The sequence below is a fragment of the Herbaspirillum sp. CAH-3 genome (assembly GCF_009668275.1).
Taxonomy (GTDB): Bacteria; Pseudomonadota; Gammaproteobacteria; order Burkholderiales; family Burkholderiaceae_D; genus Herbaspirillum; species Herbaspirillum aquaticum.
Genome location: NZ_VSWE01000007.1, coordinates 215434 through 234818 on the forward strand (window position 1 = coordinate 215434; position 19385 = coordinate 234818).

Genomic DNA, 19385 nt, shown 5'->3' on the forward strand with positions numbered 1-19385 from the left:
ATCAAAGTGGTGGATCGTCCTTGATCCTGATGGACATTGAGCAAAGGCCGTGCCAGGCGGAGGGTTTTGGTGCGGTGGCAGGCGGGGAGCGGCTTTGCAGGGAGTGAGCGGACATCAGGCGCAACCTCGGTGCCGTGCCGGATCACCGATATATATCATTGCATGATGTATCCGGGTGCGTGCTGCGCGTTCGTGGTGCAGTGCATCGTAACAGTGCGTGGGTGTGCAGGCCGGGGCAAGTGAAGACGCTGAGGTATCTGTTGCCGCAGGGATATCCCGTGTGCACAGGGCAGGGACGAGCAACGCTTATCGCGGCTGGAAGGCAATGAGCGCCATGCCCGCCAGCGCCACGGCCACCCCGGCGCAATCCCAACCCGAGGGCCGCACGCCGTCCACGGCCCACAGCCACAGCATGGCCACGGCGATGTAGACCCCGCCATAGGCTGCATAGACGCGCCCGGAAGCGGCCTCATGCAGCGTCAGCAGCCAGGCGAACAGGGCCAGGCTGGCGGCGGCCGGTAGCAGCCGACGATTTCGGCCAAGGCCGTGCAGAGATAGAGGAAAACCGTTTTCATCGGCGCGTTCGTCAGTCTTCTTCGCGAGCGCTGATGTCGGCTCGCTCGTCGTCGGTCTTGCGCAGCCACTGGCGATGCAGGAAGTGCTCCAGCGGCCGGCCCACCACGAACAGCAGCAGGATCAATCCCGTCGCAATGAGCGCCACGCGCCACCAGCCAGCTCCGCAGACGATGCCCACCGCAGCGGTGACCCAGATCGAAGCCGCCGTGGTCAGGCCGCGTACTTTTTCGCTGCGCTGTTCATGGATGATCACCCCGGCACCGAGGAAGCCGATGCCGGTGATCACGCCCTGGATGGCGCGGCTGACCGCATCGCGGCTATGCACGTCGGACTCCATCGAGAAATCCATGGCGGCCATGGTGACGAGCGCCGCCCCCAGCGCGACCAGGCCCAGGGTCTTCATGCCGGTCGGTTTACCGCGCAGGTTGCGGTCGATGCCGATGACGCAGCCGATGAGCATGGCGAAGAGCAGGCGGTAAAAGATTTCCAGATGGTCGGTCATGGGAGGCGGATGCAGTGATCGAGGGCGACATTGTAACCTTGCGGTCCACCGCTTTTTCATCCTCCGTCCGGTCCTGGGTCACACGCATAAAAAAGCCCCGTCAACTTCGACGGGGCAAATCAGGCATGGCGGGAGGCTTGCGCTGCGCCATGCTGCGCTCAAGCATCAAACAACAGGAAACAACGGAGACAACAGGAAAAACAGGAAAAACAGGTACTGCGGAGACATCGACTACCTGGAAAGAGCGATGCGCCCATCGGTCTGCAGCAATGGATCAGGAACCCGAGCCGCCAGCGCCTCCGGCACCACCGGTGCCGCTGCCGCCGGCTGCACCGCCCGCACCCGTACCGGTGCCACCAGTGCCACCGGAGCCGCCGCCAGGGCCGCCATTGCCGCCCGGGGAGGTGCCCAGCGGGCCGCCCTTCATGTCAGTGGAATTGGGGTTGTTGCCGGAGCGGGACTTCTGGCTGCTGCTCTTGTCCGACTTGTTGTGGTTGCGCATGCTCTTGCCGGAGGAAGAGCTGCCGGTGTCGGTGGCGCTGTTGTTGGGGGCCATCTGCCCGCCGGTAGCGCCTGTTGCGCCCGAGCCGGCGGCACCCGCACCTGCTGCACCACCGCTGGCACCCGAATTCTGCGCGAAGGCGCCGGTGCTGAAAGCGGCGACCACGAGGGCGGTGCCGAGCAATTTCAAAGTCGGTTTGGACATGGAGATCTCCTTGGGTTGTTGTGGGGGCGTCCCGCCATCGCGAGCCGTTGGAGACATACTAGGTCCTGCACCGAAGACGGGCAGTCGGACGCAGTTTCAATCGCGTGTCGGTGCTTTCGTACCCGGATGACGGTGCTTGTTGTTGAGCCACGCAGTCCATCACGCCGTTTTGATCACGCGGCGGCCGGCGTGCATGCCCTCAAGCCAGGGTCTGCCGCAGTTCGCTGGGGCTGATCCCGTAATGCTGGCGAAAGCGCATCGCAAAACGCGAGGGCGAGTCATAGCCGCAGGCCGAGGCGATGTCGGCGATGGGCAAGGAGGAGGCCTGCAGCTGGTCCAGTGCCAGTCCCAGCTGCACCTTGTCGAGCAGCTCCCGAAAGCCGGTCTGCTCGCGCGCCAGGCGCCGGCGCAGGGTCGAGACGCTGCAATGAAACGCTTCGGCCACGCGCTCCAGGCTGCGTTCTTCGGGCGCCAGCATCAGCAGGTGCTGTTCGATGTGATGGCTGATGGCGTCGCCGCGTTCGCGCAGCAGGCCGCCGATGGCGCCGCGCAGGCTCAGCGCCAGCAACAGGCCTTCTGCGGCCTGGCATTGCAGTTCGACCGCTGCTTCTTCGCGGATGCAGTCCTGCAGGTGGCGCCAGGCGCGCAGGGTGTCGGCCTCCTGCTTCACGCTGCTGACCGCACTGGCCTCGCGCGCCTGCACGCCCTGGCCGGGGTAGTGCAGGCGGAAACGCTCCACCAGCGCCGGCGGCAGCGACACCATGTCGGCCGCGTACTCGCCTCCCTTGGGCAGGTTGGCCACATTGACCTGGGTGCCAGCGGCCAAGAGCACCAGCACATCCTGTCCGCACAGCAGCTGGCGATGGCCCCATTGCAGGCGCTTCTTGCCCTGGCGCACGTGGCAGATGCTGGCCAGGCCGATGAAGACCTGGCGCAGCTGCTGTTCGTGGCGGGCGCGGATGCGGGTCAGCGTGGGGCCCGTGCCATGGGCGAAGGGCAGGATGGCGATGTCACTTTGCATGCGGGAATCAACGTCCGTAGGTGGCGGTCAGCCTGGCCTGGCCGAGGGCCGAGGCATTGAGGAAGAAGCCGAGCATAGCACCGCTGGCTTGCGCATCCAGTGGCAATTTTTCGGTGTTCAGTGCCCAAATGACGAATTGATAGCTGTGCGGCTTGTCCCCTGCTGGCGGACAGGCGCCACCGAAACTGCTGCCGCCGAAATCGGTCCGGCCTTGCACCGCACCTGCGGGCAGGCCATGGCCTTGCGCATTGATGCCGGCCGGCAGGCTGGTGGTGGAGGCCGGCAGGTTGAACACGGTCCAGTGCCACCAGCCGCTGCCGGTGGGCGCATCGGGGTCATAGACGGTCACGGCGAAGCTCTTGGTGCCAGCCGGCGCGTTGGACCAGGACAGCTGCGGCGAGCGGTTCAGGCCGCTGCAGCCGAAGCCATTGAAGACTTCCGCGTTGGAGAGGGCCTGGCCGTCCTTGATGTCGCGGCTGCTGATGGTGAAGTCGGCGGCCTGTGCCGACAGTGCAAAAAACGTCAGGGCCAATGCGGCCAGGGAAAGGCGGGAAGAAGGCATGCAAGCGCTCCGGTCAAGGTTGAGGAGCGCCCATGGTAGAAGACGCATATCCGGCGCATGGTGCAGAAAACGTCAGCCTCGGTGCAGAAAGCGTCAAGGCGCAAACAGGCTTGCGGGTGGCACTGTCAGAACAGGTTCAGCGAAATCAGCAAGTCCAGTCCCTGGAACAGTTCGACATAACGGCTGGCGGCCGATTCATTGATGACGATGAAGCGGGTGAAATCGAACAGCGCCGGTTCCAGCTGCGCATCAATGGCTTGATGTGCGGCGAAGCTGGCGTAGCTGAGGCCGAAACCGTAGAACTGCTGCTTGAACTGCGGATTGAGATTGGCCTCATCGACCGGGTGGAATTTCATCACCAGCCGTGCATGCTGGCTGGCCACCAGCGCCTGCATGGTGCGCAGCGAACTCATCAGGCCATGGAGGTTGCGCCGGGCCTCTTCGCTGTGCTGGCCGCAGCGCGCCACCATGTTGATGATGTTGGGCAGGAAGCACAGCCAGTGGCGCTGCTCTTGCCCCAGGGCCCCCTGCGGTGCCAGGCTGACCGTGCGCACCTTGGGGAGGCCCGGAAAGGCTTGCGGTGAGACGCGGTAGGCGCCGCCATATTTCGGATGGTGCGCGTCGAACCAGATGGCGGGCACCGCATTGATTTGCAGGATGGCTTGCGGCGTCAGTCCCAGGCGCTGCATCAGCACGGGTCTGGCTTGCAGCATGTGCAGCAGCGCGGTGGCATCGACGGCGGCATTCTGTGCCGGTCCGGCCAGCAGGGGATTGCAGGAGGTGTTGCCTTCTTCCAGGTAGCACACGCTCTGCACCGCCGCCGCCAGCTTGAGCAGCTTGCCCAGCAGGTAGCCGGTGTGCGGCACGAACAGGCGCAAGGGCGTGAAGGTGGCAGGCAAGGCCGCCACCATTGCATCCAGGAACGCTACCGTGCGGGCCAGATCCCAGATGCCGTCGTTGATGACGCTGGCAAAGGCTCCCTCCCATTGCATGCCGCGTCCGCATACCACCCGCGGCGCGCGCAGTTCTCCCTCGCGCTGAAGTTGCCGGGCGATGGAATAGGTGATGGGGCTGTGCAGGTAGACGATGTCCATGGAAGAGCAGGGGCGTGGCCGCAAACTCGCGCCTGGTGCGGCAAAGGCAGGATGATGGTCGCCCCGGCCTGCATGCACCATGGGAAGATGATTCACAAACGTAACGGGATGTAACGGAGGCGCAGCGTCCCGTTGCGCCGCTGTCAGCTTCAGCGAGCGCCATATGTTCCGGTGCACCAGGCTCAGCCACGAGGCTGCACAGCGCTTTCGCCAGCCGCCTCTCTGGTTGGCGCCTACTGACCGGGATGGCGGAGGCAGTCAAGCTTTTATAATGATCGCGCTTCCCTATTCTGAGCGAGTTCCCATGAACCTCACCCCCCTAGCCATCCTGCTGGTCTTCCAATGCCTGGGCGAAGGCGCCGCGCAATTGCTGGGCCTGCCCATTCCCGGTCCGGTGATCGGCATGCTGCTGCTGCTGATCGCCTTTCTCTCTTCACCCCGTCTGGCGCAGATGATGGAGCCGACCTCCTGGGGCATCCTGCAGCACCTGTCGCTGCTGTTCGTGCCCGCGGGCGTGGGCGTGATCGCCGCCGCCGGTCAGCTCAAAGGCGATCTTCCTGCCATCGTGGTGGCGCTGGTGGTCAGCACGGTGCTGGCCATCGCCGTCGGCGCGCTGGTGACCAACGCGGCGATGAAGCGCTTTACCGGCGCACGGCAGGCGCCTGACGATGAGGAGTCGCGCTGATGCACGGCCTGGCACGCCTCTCCGATGTCTGGGTCTACCTCGCCGCCTCGCCGCTGCTGGGGTTGACGACCACGCTGGTGGCCTATCTTTTCGCGTTGTGGGTGTATCGCCGCCTGGGTTACAACCCCTTGGCCAACCCGGTCCTGATCGCCATTGCCATCGTGGTCAGCATCCTCGCCATTACGCATACCCCCTACAAGACCTATTTCGAGGGCGCGCAATTCGTCCACTTCATGCTCGGCCCCGCCACGGTCGCCCTGGCCATGCCGCTCTACAAGCAGTGGCACAACTTCCGCCGCGCCGTGCTGCCGCTGATGCTGGGGCTGGCCGCCGGGTCGGTGACGGCGGTGGTCTCGGCCGTCGGCATCGCCTATGCGATGGCGGCTTCGCGCGACATCCTCATCTCCATGGCGCCCAAGTCCGCCACCACTCCCATTGCGATGGCCATCGCGGAACGCTTCGGCGGCCTGCCCTCGCTGACCGCCGTGCTGGTGATCTGCACCGGCATCCTGGGCGCGGTGCTGGCGCGCTACGTCCTGAACTTCCTGCGCATCGACAGCCATCCCGTGCGCGGCTTCGCGCTGGGCGTGGCCTCGCATGGCATCGGTACGGCGCGGGCGCTGCAGGTCAGCGCCGAGATGGGCGCTTTCGCCGGACTGGGCATGGGCCTCAATGGCGTCTTCACGGCCGTGCTGGTGCCGGTCCTGATGCCGCTGTTGCTGCGTTGGACCGGGCACTGAAAAAGGACTAAATGATTTATACGGCGGGCTTGGGGCACCATGGCGGTACCTTGAACTGCTCCACCAGGAAATCACGCATGCGTTGCACCTTGGGCGGCAGGTGGGTGCGGGTCGGGTAGAGGGTGTGCACCACCAGTTGTTCCCCGGTGCTCCAGCCCTCGAACAATTCCACCAGTTCACCGGACTGGATCGCGGCATTGACGATGAAGTCCGGCTGGATCGCGATACCCTGGCCGGCAATGGCCATGGCGCGGCAGGTCGCACCGTTGTTGACGTAGACGGTGGAGCGCACGCGTACCTGGCAGGTGTCGCCATGCACGTGTTTGAAATGCCACTCGTCGCCGCCGTTGCGGTAGCTGTAGGAAATGAAGGGAAAATCGCGCAGCTCCGCCGGACTCACCGGCGTACCGTGCCGCTCCAGGAAGGCCGGCGAAGCGCAGGCGATCATGCGCACCGGCGCCAGGGGACGCGCCACCATACGGCTGTCACCCAGGGTGCTGATGCGGATGGCCATGTCGAATCCTTCTTCAAGCAGGTCGATGGTGCGATCCGACAGGGTGATGTTGAGCGTGATCAGCGGATTCTGTTCGGTGAACTTGCCCCACAGCGGGGCCAGTTGCTCGACGCCGAAATCCTGCGGCGCGCCGATGCGCAGGCGGCCGCAGGCCTGGTCGGAATTGAGCCCGACTTCGCTCTCCACATCCTGGATCGATTCCAGCAATTCCTTGCAGCGCGTGAAGTAGACGCGCCCTTCATCGGTCAGCGAGAGCCGCCGCGTGGTGCGGTGGAGCAGGCGGATGCCCAAAAACTGTTCCAGCTCAGATACCTGCCGCGAGACCGCCGGCTTGGACTGGCCGGTCACATCCACGGCGGCCACGAAGCTGCCGCTTTCGACGACGGCGACAAAGGTTTCCATCGCTTGCAACTTGTCCATGGCTGCCTTCCGATTTGCAAGAAAAATACCGTGCAGACTGCCACAGGTGCGCGCGCTTGCCCATGCTACGTTCGGATAATGGCGCGCCGGGGAAATTCGTTCATCGCACCGTGGCGGCCCACGCCACGACGTCGCCCGCCAGGCGCGCCGAGGCGCTGCCAAAGGCGCTGACCACTTCCGGTACCTTGCTGCCGGCCACCGGTTCGACCACCGCAAAGCGGCGCGCGGCCAGTTGCTGGCGGGTGGAGGTGTCGACCAGGCGGGCCTCGTAGACGATCACCACCTTGGGCTGGCCGTTGCGATATTCAGTCTGGAAGGCCAGCAGCGCTCCATTGAGTTCCACCTCGGCGGCGATGTTGGCGTTGTCGCCGGACAGGCGGGGAAAACGTCCATCGGCCTGGAAGGCGTCCAGCAAGCGGTCGCGCAGCAGTTGCGGCGCCGGGTCGCTCCAGCGCACGCCGGCATAGGACTTGACCACGTCGCCTTCGGGCAGCACCAGGATGCGTTCGCTGTCGATGCTGCGGCTGGCCGTCGGCGTGGCGATGCGCAGTGCACGGTAAGGGCTGGCGGAGACAGGGGCGGCGGCGGAAGCCAGCGGCGGCAGCCGATAGACCGCCAGCGGATCAGCCTTGGGCAGGATGGAACACGCCGTCAGGGCCAGGCTGGCGGCCACCAGGGCGGAGCGCAGGAGCGGGGTCATCATGGGTTGAATTCCTGGAGATTGTCTTGGCCCAGCAGGTAACCGCCGGGATTGCTTTCCAGCTTGCGGCTGATGGCCCGCACCGAGGCCAGGGTACTGCGCAGCTCGGTAATGGCCGGGCCGATCTCGGCTACCCCCTGGGCGCCGTTGTTGAGCGCTGCCTGGTTCTGCTGGATCAGCTTCTCGATCTGCTGGCTGCTGGCTGCCAGCGAACGCATGGCCTGCTGCAGGTTGCCCATGGCGTCATTGCCGCGCGTGGCCAGCAGCTGGTTGGCCGACTGCATGGCCAGGTTGGCCTGGCGCGCAGCGGCCGCCAGTTCCTGCATTGCCGTGCCGACATTGCCGCGCTGGTTGGCCAAGGTGTCGGTCAGCTGTTCCAGGTGCGCCAGGGTCTGGTTCAGGCGCCGGGCGTTCTCGGGGGCGAGGAACTGCTTGGCATTGAGCAGCACCTCGTTGACGTTGGAGAGCAGGTCTTCACCGTTGGAGAGCAAGGAGCTCAGCGGCGAGGGCGAAGCGATGATGATGGGATCATTGCCATCCTTGGATTCCAGTCGCGGACTCTGCGGCGAGCCATTGGTCAGCTGGATCAGTGCGGTACCGGTGATGCCGGCCAGGGCCAGCTTGGCGCCGGTGTCTTCCTTGATGGGCGCCTTGCCGGTCACGCGGATGCGCGCGCGCACCTTGCGCGGGTCGGCCGGGTCCAGGCTCAGGCCGACCACGTCGCCCACCTTGATGCCGCTGTACTGCACGGGGCTACCGCGCGAGAGTCCGCTGACCGCCTCGTTGAAGATGACCGTGTAGTAGTCGACGTCGCGGTCCTGCCCGACCTTGGTCAGCCACAGGCAGAACACCAGCGCCGCCAGGGCGACCAGGATCGTGAAGAGTCCGATGAGGACGTGATGGGCACGCGTTTCCATTAGGCGTTTCCTTGATGCGTTGGGGTGGCCGAGGCGCGCAGTGCGGCCTGGCTGGCGGCCCGTCCGCGCGGGCCCTGGAAGTATTGCTGTATCCACGGATCATCGAAAGCCGCCACGGCCTCGATGCGGTCGGCCACCAGCACGCGCTTGGCCGAGAGCACGGCGACACGGTCGCAGATGGCATAGAGGGTGTCCAGGTCATGGGTGACCAGGAACACGGTCAGGCCCAGCGCATCGCGCAGGGTCAGGATCAGGCGGTCGAAGGCGGCCGCGCTGATGGGGTCGAGGCCGGCAGTCGGTTCGTCCAGAAACAGGATGTCCGGATCCAGCGCCAGCGCGCGGGCCAGTGCGGCGCGCTTGATCATGCCGCCCGAGAGTTCTGCCGGATATTTGTCGCCGGCGGCAATGGGCAGGCCCGCCAGCGCCAGCTTCATGGCCGAGACGCCGCGCGCCTCATCGGCATCGAGCCCGCCGTATTCGGTGAGGGGCAGGGCGATGTTTTCCAGCACGGTCAGCGACGAGAACAGCGCGCCCTGCTGGAACAGTACGCCGAAGCGCCGCTCGTATTGCGACCGTGCTTCGGTCGACAGCGCGGACAGATCCTGCCCGAACACCTTCACCTGTCCGGCCGCAGGACGCTGCAAGCCGACGATGCTGCGCAGCAGGACCGACTTGCCGGTCCCGGAACCACCCACCACGCCCAGGATTTCACCGCGCCGTACCTGCAGGTCCAGCTGGTCGTGCACCACCTGGGGGCCGAACTGGTTGCGCAGGCCGCGCACGTCGATGATCGCCTCCGTGGCGCGGTCTTCGCGCACCCGGGTCACCATCCCATCTCCATGAAGAACAGGGCCGCCAGTGCATCCAGCAGGATCACCACGAAGATCGACTGCACCACGCTGGAGGTGGTGTGCTGGCCCACCGACTGGGCGCTGCCGCTGACCTTGAAGCCTTCATTGCAGCCGATGATGGCGATCACGAAGGCAAACAGCGGGGCCTTGACCATGCCCAGCACGAAGTGGCGGATGCCCACATCCTGCTGCAGCAGCGAGAGGAACATGGTCGGGCTGATGTCCAGCGACAGCGCACACACCATGGCGCCGCCGAAGAGGCCCGACATCATGGCGATGAAGGTGAGAATGGGCATGGAGATCAGCAGCGCGATGATGCGCGGCAGGACCAGCAGGTTGATCGGGTCCAGCCCGAGCGCGCGGATGGCATCGATTTCCTCGTTGGCCTTCATCGAGCCGATCTGCGCCGTAAATGAACTGGCGGTACGCCCCGCCATCAGGATGGCCGTCAGCAGGACGGCGAACTCGCGCAGGAAGGAGAAGGCCACCAGGTCCACCGTATAGAGGCTGGCCCCGAAGTCGGCCAGCACGGTGGCGCCGAGGAAGGCGACCACGGCGCCCACCATGAAAGTGAGCAGGGAGACGATGGGTACCGCATCCAGACCGGTCTGCTCGACCTGGGCCACCACGCCCGTAAAGCGCCAGCGCGAGGGGCGCCAGAACGACGCCGCCAGGGTCTGCAGGCACAAGCCGGCAAAACCCAGCAGCCCGCGCGAACAGGCGCGCAGGTTGAGCGTGGCCACGCCGGCCCGTTCGAGCATGTCGGTGATCCAGGCCTGCGGCGGCGGGGCGGCCTTGGGCATGGCGATGGCCTTGGCCTCGGCGACGGCGGCCAGCAGGCCCCGCCAGGCGTGCGGCAGGTCGCTGCTTTCGCCGGTCTGGCGCAAGGCCGCCGGTACGCCCAGCAAGTCCACCAGCAGCTTGGCCCCCACGGTATCGAAGGCGGTCAGTGCAGAAAACGTCAGCACCAGTTCATCGCCTGCCGTCGGCCGCTGCTGCGCAATCTGGCGCGACAGCGCGCGGTAGTTGCGCAAGGTCCAGTCGCCCTCCACGTGCAGCACAGGCGGGCTGGACGGTTCGAGGCGGAAGGTGGCGGCGTTGTTCAAATCAGGTCAGGCCGGCAAGGGCAAGGTTGGAAGAGGGCAGTGTACCGAACTTGCGCACCACTGCGCAAAAAGCGTCAGCGGGCCGCGGCAAGTATGGCATGGGCACAGGCTTCGCGCCAGACGCAATGACCCGCGCGGGCACTATCCCAAGAGGTAATTGCCGCTGGGCGGAGCGGCTCCTACCATGTGCTCTCCCTGGACCCGGCCAGTGCCATCCTCCTCCCTCCACCGGCAGAAAGCACCGGGGCTGGTTTGACGTTTTCTGCACCATGCCGCGTGCGGCACGCTTCTCATGAAAAAACTCATCTTTACCCTTTCCGCCCTGGGACTGCTCAACGCCAGTCAATGTGCCCAGGCCCAGGCTTCCAGTGTCACCGTCTATGGCGTCATCGACATGAGCCTGGTCTATACCAGCAAGGTCGGTGCCGGCAACAACAGCCGCGTCAGTGTCGATTCGGGCGATGCCATGGCCTCGCGCATCGGCTTTCGCGGCCGGGAGGAGCTGGGCGGCGGACTGGCTGCCATCTTCCAGCTCGAAAACGGCTTTTCCGCCGACGACGGCGCCATGGCCACGCCCGGCACCTTGTTCGACCGCAAGTCGATCGTCGGCCTGAGCGGCCATCTCGGTACGCTGACCATCGGCCGCCAGACCGATTACCTGGAAGAAATCGGCCTGCAATACAGCTCCTTCCAGATCTTCGGTGGCGGCGGGGTGCGCGCCGGCCACTTCAACAGCCTTGATCGCCTGACCGGGGCGCGTACCAGCAATTCCCTGCGCTTCGATACGGCGGACATGGGCGGATTCACCGGTAGCCTCTTCTATGGTTTCGGCGAGGTCGCCGGCAAGACGTCGGCAGGACAAGCCTTCGGGGTCGGGGCCAACTACAAGAACGGCAACGCCGGTATCGGTGCCGCCTATTACCAGAGCAAGCTGGCCGCCGATACGCCGCCCTCCAGTGCCGGTGATACCGACCTGAAGACCTTCACCCTGGGCGCCAGCTACCAGGCCGGGCCGGCCAAACTGTTCGCCGCCTGGTCGCAGGTGCGTCGTCCGACCCAGCAGCCATTGGCTGCCAGCGGCCTGGTGGCCATCACCACCGCCACGCGCGCCAATGTCTTTGATGTCGGTGTCGACTATGCGCTCGATGCCAAGCTGCACCTGCTGGGCAGCGTCATCCATGACCGCGCCGACCTGTCCCGCGCCAACGGTGGCGCTACGCGCGGGCACACCACGCAGTTCAATGTCGGCGTCGATTACTTCTTCAGCAAGCGCACCGACCTCTATGCCATGGCCAGCCGCCAGTCGGCCAGCGACGTGCTCAATCCCGGCGTCATCAGCGCAGCCTATTCGTCGGCACCGGCCGACGACAGCAGCCAGAACGTCTTGCGCATCGGGCTGCGGCACAAGTTCTGAGCGCGCCGAAAAACATAGCCGAAAATGGCAAAACAGCCTCCGCAGTGCGGGGGCTGTTTTGCTTTTGAGCGCTGCGGTCCGGGCCCATCACGGGCGCGGAAACGGCGTATTCGGGAGGAGAACGCAGGCTGCGCGAGCGCCAGCGCGTCGTGCAGCGCGCAGGTTTGCCAAATCGGGCTACACCGGTGCGCAACGGGAACGCAATAATCCATCACACCCGTTCCACACCGACACGTCCCGACCATGACCTCCACTCGTTTCCGTTTGCGCCTGCTGCACCAGGCGCTCCTGACCACGCTCTCCGCAGCCGGCCTGGCCACTGCCTTGCTGGCGCCGTTGCCGGCGGCCGCCCATGGTGCGGCCGCGCACATGCTGCCGCTCAAGAAGACCCTGGAGGATTTCGGCGCTACCGTGCGCTGGGATGCCTATGCCGGCCTGTGGACCATTCAGCGCAACAGCGTGACCGTGCGCGTCAAGCCGCGTGCCGCGACCGCGCTGGTCAACGGCCAGCCGGTCAAACTGCCGGTGCCGCTGGTGATGAAGAACGGGCAGCCCTATGTCTCGGATGAATTCATCAACACCGTCTTTGCGCCCAGCCTGGACAAGACTTTCCAGATCGAATCAGTACCGCATCCGCTCAATCCGCTCAGCGCCGATGAGATCAATGCCACGCTGGACGTCTTGAAGGCCAGCGGCCGCTGGCAGCCGTCCTATCGCTTTACCGAAATCACGGTGGCCGAAGCGCCCAAGGAGCAGGTCTGGAAATTCGCCCTCGGCGAACGCGGCCTGGCCTTTGCGCGGCGCGCCGATTTCACCTTGCTCGATGGCAGCCAGGTCATCGAAGGCACGGTGGACCTGGGCCAGCGCAGCGTGACCCGCTGGGAGCCCAAGGCCGGGGTGCACGGCATGGTGCTGGTGGATGATTTCGCCACCGTCCAGAATGCCATGGAGACCAGCACCGACTACGCCCAGGCGCTGGCCAAGCGCGGCATCACCGATATCAAGAAGGTGGTAGCCACTCCGCTGACCGTGGGCTACTTCGGCGGCAAGGATGCCCTGCAGGAAGATGCCCGCCTGCTCAAGGTGGTCAGCTACCTGGATGTGGGCGACGGCAATTACTGGGCGCACCCCATCGAGAACCTGGTGGCGGTGGTCGACCTGGTGCAGAAGAAGGTCATCAAGATCGAAGACAACGGCGTCATCCCGGTGCCGATGAAGCCGACCGGCTACGACGGCAGCGGCCGCGCACTGGTCCCGCCGCCCAAGCCGCTGGACATCAGCGAGCCCGAGGGCAAGAACTACACCATCACCGGCAATACCCTGCGCTGGCGCAACTGGGAGATGCATTTCAAGCTGGATTCGCGCGTGGGCCTGATGTTCTCGACCGTCACCTACAACGACCACGGCAAGAAGCGCCAGATCATGTATGAGGGTTCGCTGGGCGGCATGATCGTGCCCTATGGTGATCCGGACGTGGGCTGGTATTTCAAGGCCTACCTGGATTCGGGCGAATACGGCATGGGCACCCTGACTTCGCCCATCGAGCGCGGCAAGGATGCACCCGACAATGTGGTGCTGCTTGATGCCACCCTGGCCGACACCAGTGGCAAGCCGCGTACCATCCCGCGCGCCATCGGCGTCTTCGAACGCTATGCCGGTCCGGAATTCAAGCACCAGGAATACGGCCAGCCCAATCTGTCGGTGGAGCGGCGCGAGCTGGTGATCCGCTGGATCAGCACGGTCGGCAACTATGACTACATCTTCGACTGGGTCTTTGCCGAGAATGGCACCATCGGCATCAATGCCGGCGCCACCGGCATCGAGGCGGTCAAGGGCGTGAAGTCCTCGACCATGCGTGACGCCAGCGCGGCCGAGGATACCCGCTACGGCACGCTGATCGATCACAACATCGTCGGCACCACGCACCAGCATATCTACAACTTCCGTCTCGACCTGGATATCGATGGGGAAAGCAATTCGCTGACCGAAGTCGATCCGGTAGTCTTGCCCAACACCCGGAGCGGCCCGCGCGGCAGCACCATGCAGACCGTACAGCGCACGGCCGATACCGAGCAGCAGGCGGCGCAGAAATTCGATGCCTCGACCATCCGCCTGCTGAGCAACCCGAACAAGTTCAACAAGGTCGGCAATCCCGTGTCTTACCAGCTGATCCCCTACGCGGGCGGTACGCACCCGATTGCCAAGGGCGCCAACTTCTCGCCGGATGAATGGCTCAACAAGCGCCTGAGTTTCATGGACCGCCAACTGTGGGTGACCCGCTATGACCCGCAGCAGCGCTTCCCGGAAGGCAAGTATCCGAACCGCTCCCATGAAGACACCGGCCTGGGCGCCTTCACCAAGGACAACCAGTCCATCGTCAACCAGGACGATGTGGTCTGGCTGACCACCGGCACCACCCACGTGGCGCGTGCCGAAGAGTGGCCCATCATGCCCACCGAATGGGTGCACGTCCTGTTGAAGCCCTGGAACTTCTTCGACGAGACGCCCACCCTCGGCCTGAACAAGAAGAAATAAGGCTTCCCCAAGCCGGCAAAGCTTGACCGTCTGCTTCGGGCCGACGGTCTTTTTTCACAAGGAGACTCCATGCATATTGCATCGAACATCATAGGCGGCCAGCTGCGCACGGGCAGCCGCCTGCTCGATTCGTACAATCCCGCCAACGGCCAGGTCATGGGCCGCTTCCCGCAATCCGATGCCATCGAGGTAGCCGCGGCGGTGGCCGCCGCGCGCCAGGCGCAGCCCGGCTGGGCCGCATTGTCACTGGTGCAGCGGCGCGAGCACCTGCAGCGCGTGGCCGATGCCATCGCCGCCCATGCCGAACGGCTGGCCACGCTGGTGACACAGGAACAAGGCCGTCCATTGGGTGGCGTCGGCCCTGGCCAGGTGCCGGGCTCGCGCTTCGAGCTGTGGGGCTGCGAAGCCTGGACGCGTGCCACTGCGAGCCTTGAACTGGCCCCGGAAGTGGTGTTCGAGGACGAGACCCGGCGCGACGAACTGCATCGCAAGCCCTATGGCGTCATCGCCGCCATCGCACCCTGGAACTGGCCGCTGATGATTTCCATCTGGCAGATCATCCCGGCGCTCTACACCGGCAATACGGTGGTGCTCAAGCCCTCCGAATACACCAGCGTCTGCGGCCTGGAACTGGCGCGCGTGATTGCCGAAGCACTGCCGCCCGGTGTGCTCAATACCGTCAGCGGCGATGGCAGCGTGGGTGCCCTGCTGGTGGAGGATGCGGACGTCAACAAGATCATGTTCACCGGCTCCGGTGCGACCGGAGCACGCATCGTCGCGGCGGCCGCGCGCAACCTCACGCCGACCACCATGGAACTGGGCGGCAATGATGCGGCCATCGTGCTGGAGGATGCGGATCCCAAGGCGATTGCACCGGGCCTGTTCTGGGGCGCTTTCCTCAACATGGGGCAGACCTGCGCCTGTGCCAAGCGGCTCTACGTGCCCGATGCGCTGCATGACCAGATCGTGGCCGAGCTCAAGGCCATCATTGCGGCCACCCCGATGGGCGACGGCTTGCAGCCCGGCATCGCCATGGGGCCGGTGCAGAATCCCATGCAATTGAAGAAGGTGGCGGCGCTGGTGGACAGTGCCCGTGCAGAGGGGGCCACCATCGTCTGCGGCGGCGAGCTGCCGGAAGGCCCGGGCAATTTTTATCCGCTCACGCTGGTGACCGATATCCGCGATGGGGCGCGCCTGGTGGACGAGGAACAGTTCGGCCCGGTGCTGCCCATCATTCGCTATGCCGATCTTGAGCAGGCCATTGCCAATGCCAACCGGCTTGATGTGGGCCTGGGTGCGTCGGTGTGGAGCAATGACACGCAGCGTGCAGCTGAAGTCGCCATGCGCCTGCAGGCCGGGACGGTATGGGTGAACCAGCACGGCATGGTTCATCCGATGGTGCCTTTCGGCGGCAACAAGCGCTCGGGTTGGGGGCTGGAGTTCGGGCAGGAGGGATTGAAGGGCGTGACGCAGCCGCAGGTGATCAGCCTGAAGAAATAACCGTACGGTTTTGTATAAAAAAGGATATCCGCGGATATCCTTTTTTTTGTGTCGGGCGCGAAGTGATGGCTGCATGCCCGGGATGGAAAGATCAGCGCGTCGCGCTCGCTTCCAGTTTGGCCTGCCCGCCCTTGCCATAAGCGAGAGGCCGCTCGGCACGCCCATCCTGCAATTCCAGCGTGGTCAGCGCATCGCGAGCCACCGCCTTGACGCGCCATTGCCGCCCGTCGTCCTCGCTCACCAGCAGGGCACCGGAGAGCGAGCTTGCCATGACCTGGTTGCCTTCGCTGCGCAGGGCCGTGATGGAGCCGCTGGTAGGGGAGGCCAAGGATTGCCAATGCTGCCCGCCATCCTCGCTGCGCAGCAGCTTGCCGCCCAGGCCACCAACGATGATGGCCCCGGAGGCAGTGACCACGCCGCTCCACAGTGATGCCTTGCTGCCCGTGGCCAGCGCTTCCCAGTGCTGGCCACCATCGTGCGAGCGATACAGCACGCCTTGCTCGGCCGAGACGAACAGCGCGCCATCACGGCCGGGGAAGATGTGCAGCAGGTTCAGGTCGCCGCGCTGCTGGCCGGGTGCCGTGGGCAGTTTGACCTGCTGCCAGCTCTTGCCGCCATCGCGCGTATGCAGCAGCAGCGACCACAGGCCCGCTGCCCAGCCTTCATTGGCATTGGCAAACCAGATCGAGAACAGTGGCTGGTCGACGCTGGTATCACTGCGCTGCAGGGCCCAACTCTTGCCGCCATCGGCGGTATGCAGGATCACGCCACCGTGTCCGGCGGCCCAGCCTTGTTCGGGGCCGGCGAAGCTGACCGAGGTCAGCGTGGTATCGACCGGTACCTTGTCCGCCTGGCGATAGCTGGCACCGCCATCGTCGGAGAGGATGATGTAGCCATAGGCGCCCACGGCCACGATGCGGCTGCCAGCACGCGCAGCGCCCAGCATCATGTTGTGCAGGGCATGCGCATCGGCGCGCGCCGGTGACAGCGTGACTGGCGCGCCGGCCTGCGCGAATGCGCCATGGGAGACGCTACCGGCGAACAGGGCCAGCGCGAGCGCCAAGGAATGTTTGCGGAAAGAAATCATGACTCGTCCTTGCGATCGGTAATCAGTGCGCCAGGGCGCTGTTGAGCTTGATGGGCGACTTGCGCGGGAACATCTTCTCCAACACCACCGCGAATGCGGGCAGGGCAGTCATCGCCATGACCAGGTTGACCAGGAACATGAAGGCCAGCAGCTTGCCCATGTCGGCCTGGAACTTGAGGTCGGAGAAGGACCACGTTGCCACGCCGATGGCCAGCGTGATGGCGGTGAAGATGGTGGCGATGCCCACTTCCTGGATCGCATTGTGCAGTGCCTGTTCAATGGGCAGGCCAGCGGCCAGATGCAGTTGCAGGCGGTTGTAGATGTAGAAGGCATAGTCCACGCCGATCCCCACGGCCAGCACCATCACCGGCAAGGTGGCCACCGTCAGGCCGATCTGCAGTTGCTTCATGAAGGCATAGCCGATGAAGGTGGCCACCGTCAGCGGCAGGCAGCAGGCGATGATGGCGCGCCAGTCGCGATAGACCACAAACACCAGCAGCACGATGGCCCCATAGACGTAGAGCATCATGGGCAGCTCGGATTTTTCCACTTCGTCGTTGACGGCAGCGATCACGCCCGCGTTGCCGGCGGCCAGGCGGATTTCCAGCCCGGCCAGCTTGTGCTGGTCGCGATAGGACTTCACCGCCTGGATCACGCCATTGATGGTGGCAGCCTTGTGATCGGCCAGGAACAGGTGGCTGGCCAGCATGTTGCAATCCTTGGAGAGGAAACCGCGTACACGCCCGATCTCGACTGCCAGCGCGGCGTAGTTGGCGGCATCCAGCGGTACCGTGAACATGGCCGGATTGCCCTCGTTGTAGCCTTCGTTGTAGATCTTCATCTGGTCCGCGAAGGAGCTGACCGAGAGCACGCCCGGCACATGCCGCATGACCGTATCGAACTGGTCCTGGTAACGTCCGAAGTTGACGTTATCGCAAGAATTGGAGGGCGTCGAGAGGATCACCGTGAGCCAGTCCAACCCGTTGCCGTAGTTGTCCGCGATCCAGCGGGCATCGCGGTTGTAGCGTGCATCGGCATGCAGTTCCGGTGCGCCCGGCTGCAGCGTGCCGACCAGGCGGTCATGGCTGTACCAGGCCGAACCGGTCAGCACCAGCAGCGTGACGACCACGATGCTGCGGGCCACGCGCGGCTGTGCCGAGCGCGACAGCACGGCCAGCCAGCGGCCCCTGGCCTGCTGGGCGCGCATGGCGCTGTCGGCGTAGGTTTTGCCGACCTTCAGCAGCGAGGCCGCCAGCGGCAGCATGACCAGGTTGGTGATGATCTTGTAGCCCACGCCGATGGAGGCCGTGATGGCCAGCTCGCGCACCATGGGAATGGGGATCATCACCAGGGTGACGAAGGACACCAGCGCCGTCACCAGCGCCAGGACGCCCGGAATGAGCAGGCCCTTGAAACTGGCGCGGGCCGCCGCTTCGCAGGACTGGCCGCTGGCGATGCCGCGCACGATGGTATTGATCTGCTGCACGCCGTGCGAGACGCCAATGGCAAACACCAGGAAGGGCACCAGCACCGCCAGCGGATCGAGCCCGTAACCGAGCAGGCGCAGGGTGCCGAACTGCCACACCAGCGACACCAGCGAACAGGCCACCGGCAGCAGTGTGAACGGCAGCGAGCGGCAATACCAGTAGACCGCGATGGTGGTCAGCAGCAGGGCCATGGCGCAGAACTTCAGGACACCCTCGGCCCCATCGGCCACGTCGCCGATCTGCTTGGCAAAGCCGATGATCTGCACTTCGAAGTCGGCGTTCTCGTATTTCGCGCGCAGGTCGTTGAGCAGCTTGTTGTAGGCCAGGTAGTCGACCTTGTCGCCCTTGGCATCGAACTCGTTGATCTCGGCCACGATCATGGCGCTGTCCTGGTTGCGCGAGATGAGGGTGCCGACGAAGCCGCCATTGACGGCCGTGTTGCGGATCTGCGCGATGGTCTCCGGCGTGAGCGCCGAGGGGATCACGGTGCCGGGGATGACCGGGTCGGCGCGGAAGCCTTCCTCGGTGATCTCATTGACGAAGGTGTTGGGCGTCCACAGCGATTGCACGCCGAGCCGGCTGATGTTGGGCAGGAACATGACGGCCTGCGTCATCTCGGACAGGCGGGTCAGTCCCTCCTGGGTCCAGATGCTGCCCTTGCGTGCACGCAGCACGATGTTGAGGCGATTGGCGCCGAGCACGTCATCGCGGTACTGCTTGAAGGTATCGATGTATTCGTGATGCGTCGGCATCTGTTTTTCAAAGCCGGCGTCCATGCGCAATTGCAGCGCGAAATACGACAGCACGGCGGTAAAAGCCAGCAGCAGGGCCAGGATGGGGATGCGCAGGCGGAACAGGCTGGCTTCGAGTCTATCCAGGCTGAACAGGGAAGGGGCGTTGGCCATGGTGCGGTGGTCTCGGGTCGGAGTTCAAAAACGCTGGCCGCCCGCAGGCGGCACAAGGAAATA

17 protein-coding genes and 1 pseudogene are annotated in these 19385 nt (G+C 64.9%); 5 read left to right on the forward strand and 13 right to left on the reverse strand.

Annotated features, from left to right (window positions below; genetic code table 11):
• Window positions 1–306: 306 nt before the first annotated feature.
• The 6 genes and pseudogenes from FYB76_RS11080 to FYB76_RS11105 form a co-directional block, all read right to left on the reverse strand.
• Window positions 307–575: pseudogene (locus FYB76_RS11080) on the reverse strand (YnfA family protein).
• An 11-nt stretch (window positions 576–586) separates the two neighbouring features.
• Window positions 587–1078, reverse strand: coding sequence for an MgtC/SapB family protein (locus FYB76_RS11085; protein ID WP_088753418.1), 492 nt, complete (start codon window positions 1076–1078; stop codon window positions 587–589).
• Window positions 1079–1352: 274 nt separating this feature from the next.
• Complete coding sequence (locus FYB76_RS11090; RefSeq protein WP_088753419.1) at window positions 1353–1784, reverse strand: hypothetical protein; 432 nt, start codon at window positions 1782–1784, stop codon at window positions 1353–1355.
• 199 nt (window positions 1785–1983) lie between these two features.
• Entirely contained in the window at window positions 1984–2805 is an 822-nt protein-coding gene (locus tag FYB76_RS11095; RefSeq protein ID WP_088753420.1) for a helix-turn-helix transcriptional regulator, read from the reverse strand.
• Window positions 2806–2812: 7 nt separating this feature from the next.
• Complete coding sequence (locus FYB76_RS11100) at window positions 2813–3367, reverse strand: YbhB/YbcL family Raf kinase inhibitor-like protein (RefSeq protein ID WP_154133666.1); 555 nt, start codon at window positions 3365–3367, stop codon at window positions 2813–2815.
• 125 nt (window positions 3368–3492) lie between these two features.
• Window positions 3493–4461 (reverse strand): hypothetical protein, encoded by a 969-nt coding sequence (locus FYB76_RS11105; protein WP_154133667.1) that lies wholly within the window; start codon window positions 4459–4461, stop codon window positions 3493–3495.
• Window positions 4462–4765: 304 nt separating this feature from the next.
• Between FYB76_RS11105 and FYB76_RS11110 the strand changes: the two genes are divergently transcribed.
• Together FYB76_RS11110 and FYB76_RS11115 are read left to right on the forward strand one after the other, a co-directional pair.
• Window positions 4766–5146 carry a CidA/LrgA family protein gene (locus FYB76_RS11110; RefSeq protein WP_154133668.1) on the forward strand — a complete coding sequence of 127 codons (381 nt, stop codon included), beginning with the start codon at window positions 4766–4768 and terminating at the stop codon, window positions 5144–5146.
• On the forward strand, window positions 5146–5886 hold the full coding sequence (locus FYB76_RS11115; RefSeq protein WP_154133669.1) for an LrgB family protein: 741 nt from the start codon (window positions 5146–5148) through the stop codon (window positions 5884–5886). Before FYB76_RS11110 ends, FYB76_RS11115 begins: the two co-directional genes overlap by 1 nt.
• A gap of 16 nt (window positions 5887–5902) precedes the next feature.
• Here the strand turns inward: FYB76_RS11115 and FYB76_RS11120 are convergent, their stop codons facing one another.
• The 5 genes from FYB76_RS11120 to FYB76_RS11140 form a co-directional block, all read right to left on the reverse strand.
• Window positions 5903–6820: a LysR family transcriptional regulator gene (locus tag FYB76_RS11120; RefSeq protein ID WP_088753425.1), complete on the reverse strand. Its 918-nt coding sequence runs from the start codon at window positions 6818–6820 to the stop codon at window positions 5903–5905.
• 100 nt (window positions 6821–6920) lie between these two features.
• Complete coding sequence (locus FYB76_RS11125; RefSeq protein WP_088753426.1) at window positions 6921–7523, reverse strand: ABC-type transport auxiliary lipoprotein family protein; 603 nt, start codon at window positions 7521–7523, stop codon at window positions 6921–6923.
• Window positions 7520–8437: an MlaD family protein gene (locus FYB76_RS11130; RefSeq protein ID WP_154133670.1), complete on the reverse strand. Its 918-nt coding sequence runs from the start codon at window positions 8435–8437 to the stop codon at window positions 7520–7522. Before FYB76_RS11130 ends, FYB76_RS11125 begins: the two co-directional genes overlap by 4 nt.
• Window positions 8437–9267 (reverse strand): ABC transporter ATP-binding protein, encoded by an 831-nt coding sequence (locus FYB76_RS11135; RefSeq protein WP_154133671.1) that lies wholly within the window; start codon window positions 9265–9267, stop codon window positions 8437–8439. Before FYB76_RS11135 ends, FYB76_RS11130 begins: the two co-directional genes overlap by 1 nt.
• Window positions 9261–10394 carry an ABC transporter permease gene (locus FYB76_RS11140; RefSeq protein WP_088753429.1) on the reverse strand — a complete coding sequence of 378 codons (1134 nt, stop codon included), beginning with the start codon at window positions 10392–10394 and terminating at the stop codon, window positions 9261–9263. Before FYB76_RS11140 ends, FYB76_RS11135 begins: the two co-directional genes overlap by 7 nt.
• A 292-nt stretch (window positions 10395–10686) precedes the next feature.
• Here FYB76_RS11140 and FYB76_RS11145 point away from each other — a divergent pair, with 292 nt between their 5' ends.
• The 3 genes from FYB76_RS11145 to FYB76_RS11155 all read left to right on the forward strand — a co-directional run bounded on the left by FYB76_RS11145 (window position 10687) and on the right by FYB76_RS11155 (window position 15843).
• Complete coding sequence (locus tag FYB76_RS11145) at window positions 10687–11808, forward strand: porin (RefSeq protein ID WP_154133672.1); 1122 nt, start codon at window positions 10687–10689, stop codon at window positions 11806–11808.
• Between the two features lie 243 nt (window positions 11809–12051).
• Entirely contained in the window at window positions 12052–14343 is a 2292-nt protein-coding gene (tynA, locus tag FYB76_RS11150) for a primary-amine oxidase (protein ID WP_154133673.1), read from the forward strand.
• Between the two features lie 69 nt (window positions 14344–14412).
• Complete coding sequence (locus FYB76_RS11155) at window positions 14413–15843, forward strand: aldehyde dehydrogenase family protein (protein ID WP_154133674.1); 1431 nt, start codon at window positions 14413–14415, stop codon at window positions 15841–15843.
• A gap of 91 nt (window positions 15844–15934) precedes the next feature.
• On the opposite strand, the gene FYB76_RS11160 is transcribed toward FYB76_RS11155, so the two are convergent.
• Both FYB76_RS11160 and FYB76_RS11165 read right to left on the reverse strand, forming a co-directional pair.
• Entirely contained in the window at window positions 15935–16930 is a 996-nt protein-coding gene (locus FYB76_RS11160) for a YCF48-related protein (RefSeq protein ID WP_154133675.1), read from the reverse strand.
• A 22-nt stretch (window positions 16931–16952) separates the two neighbouring features.
• Window positions 16953–19322: an RND family transporter gene (locus tag FYB76_RS11165; protein WP_154133676.1), complete on the reverse strand. Its 2370-nt coding sequence runs from the start codon at window positions 19320–19322 to the stop codon at window positions 16953–16955.
• Window positions 19323–19385 lie beyond the last annotated feature (63 nt).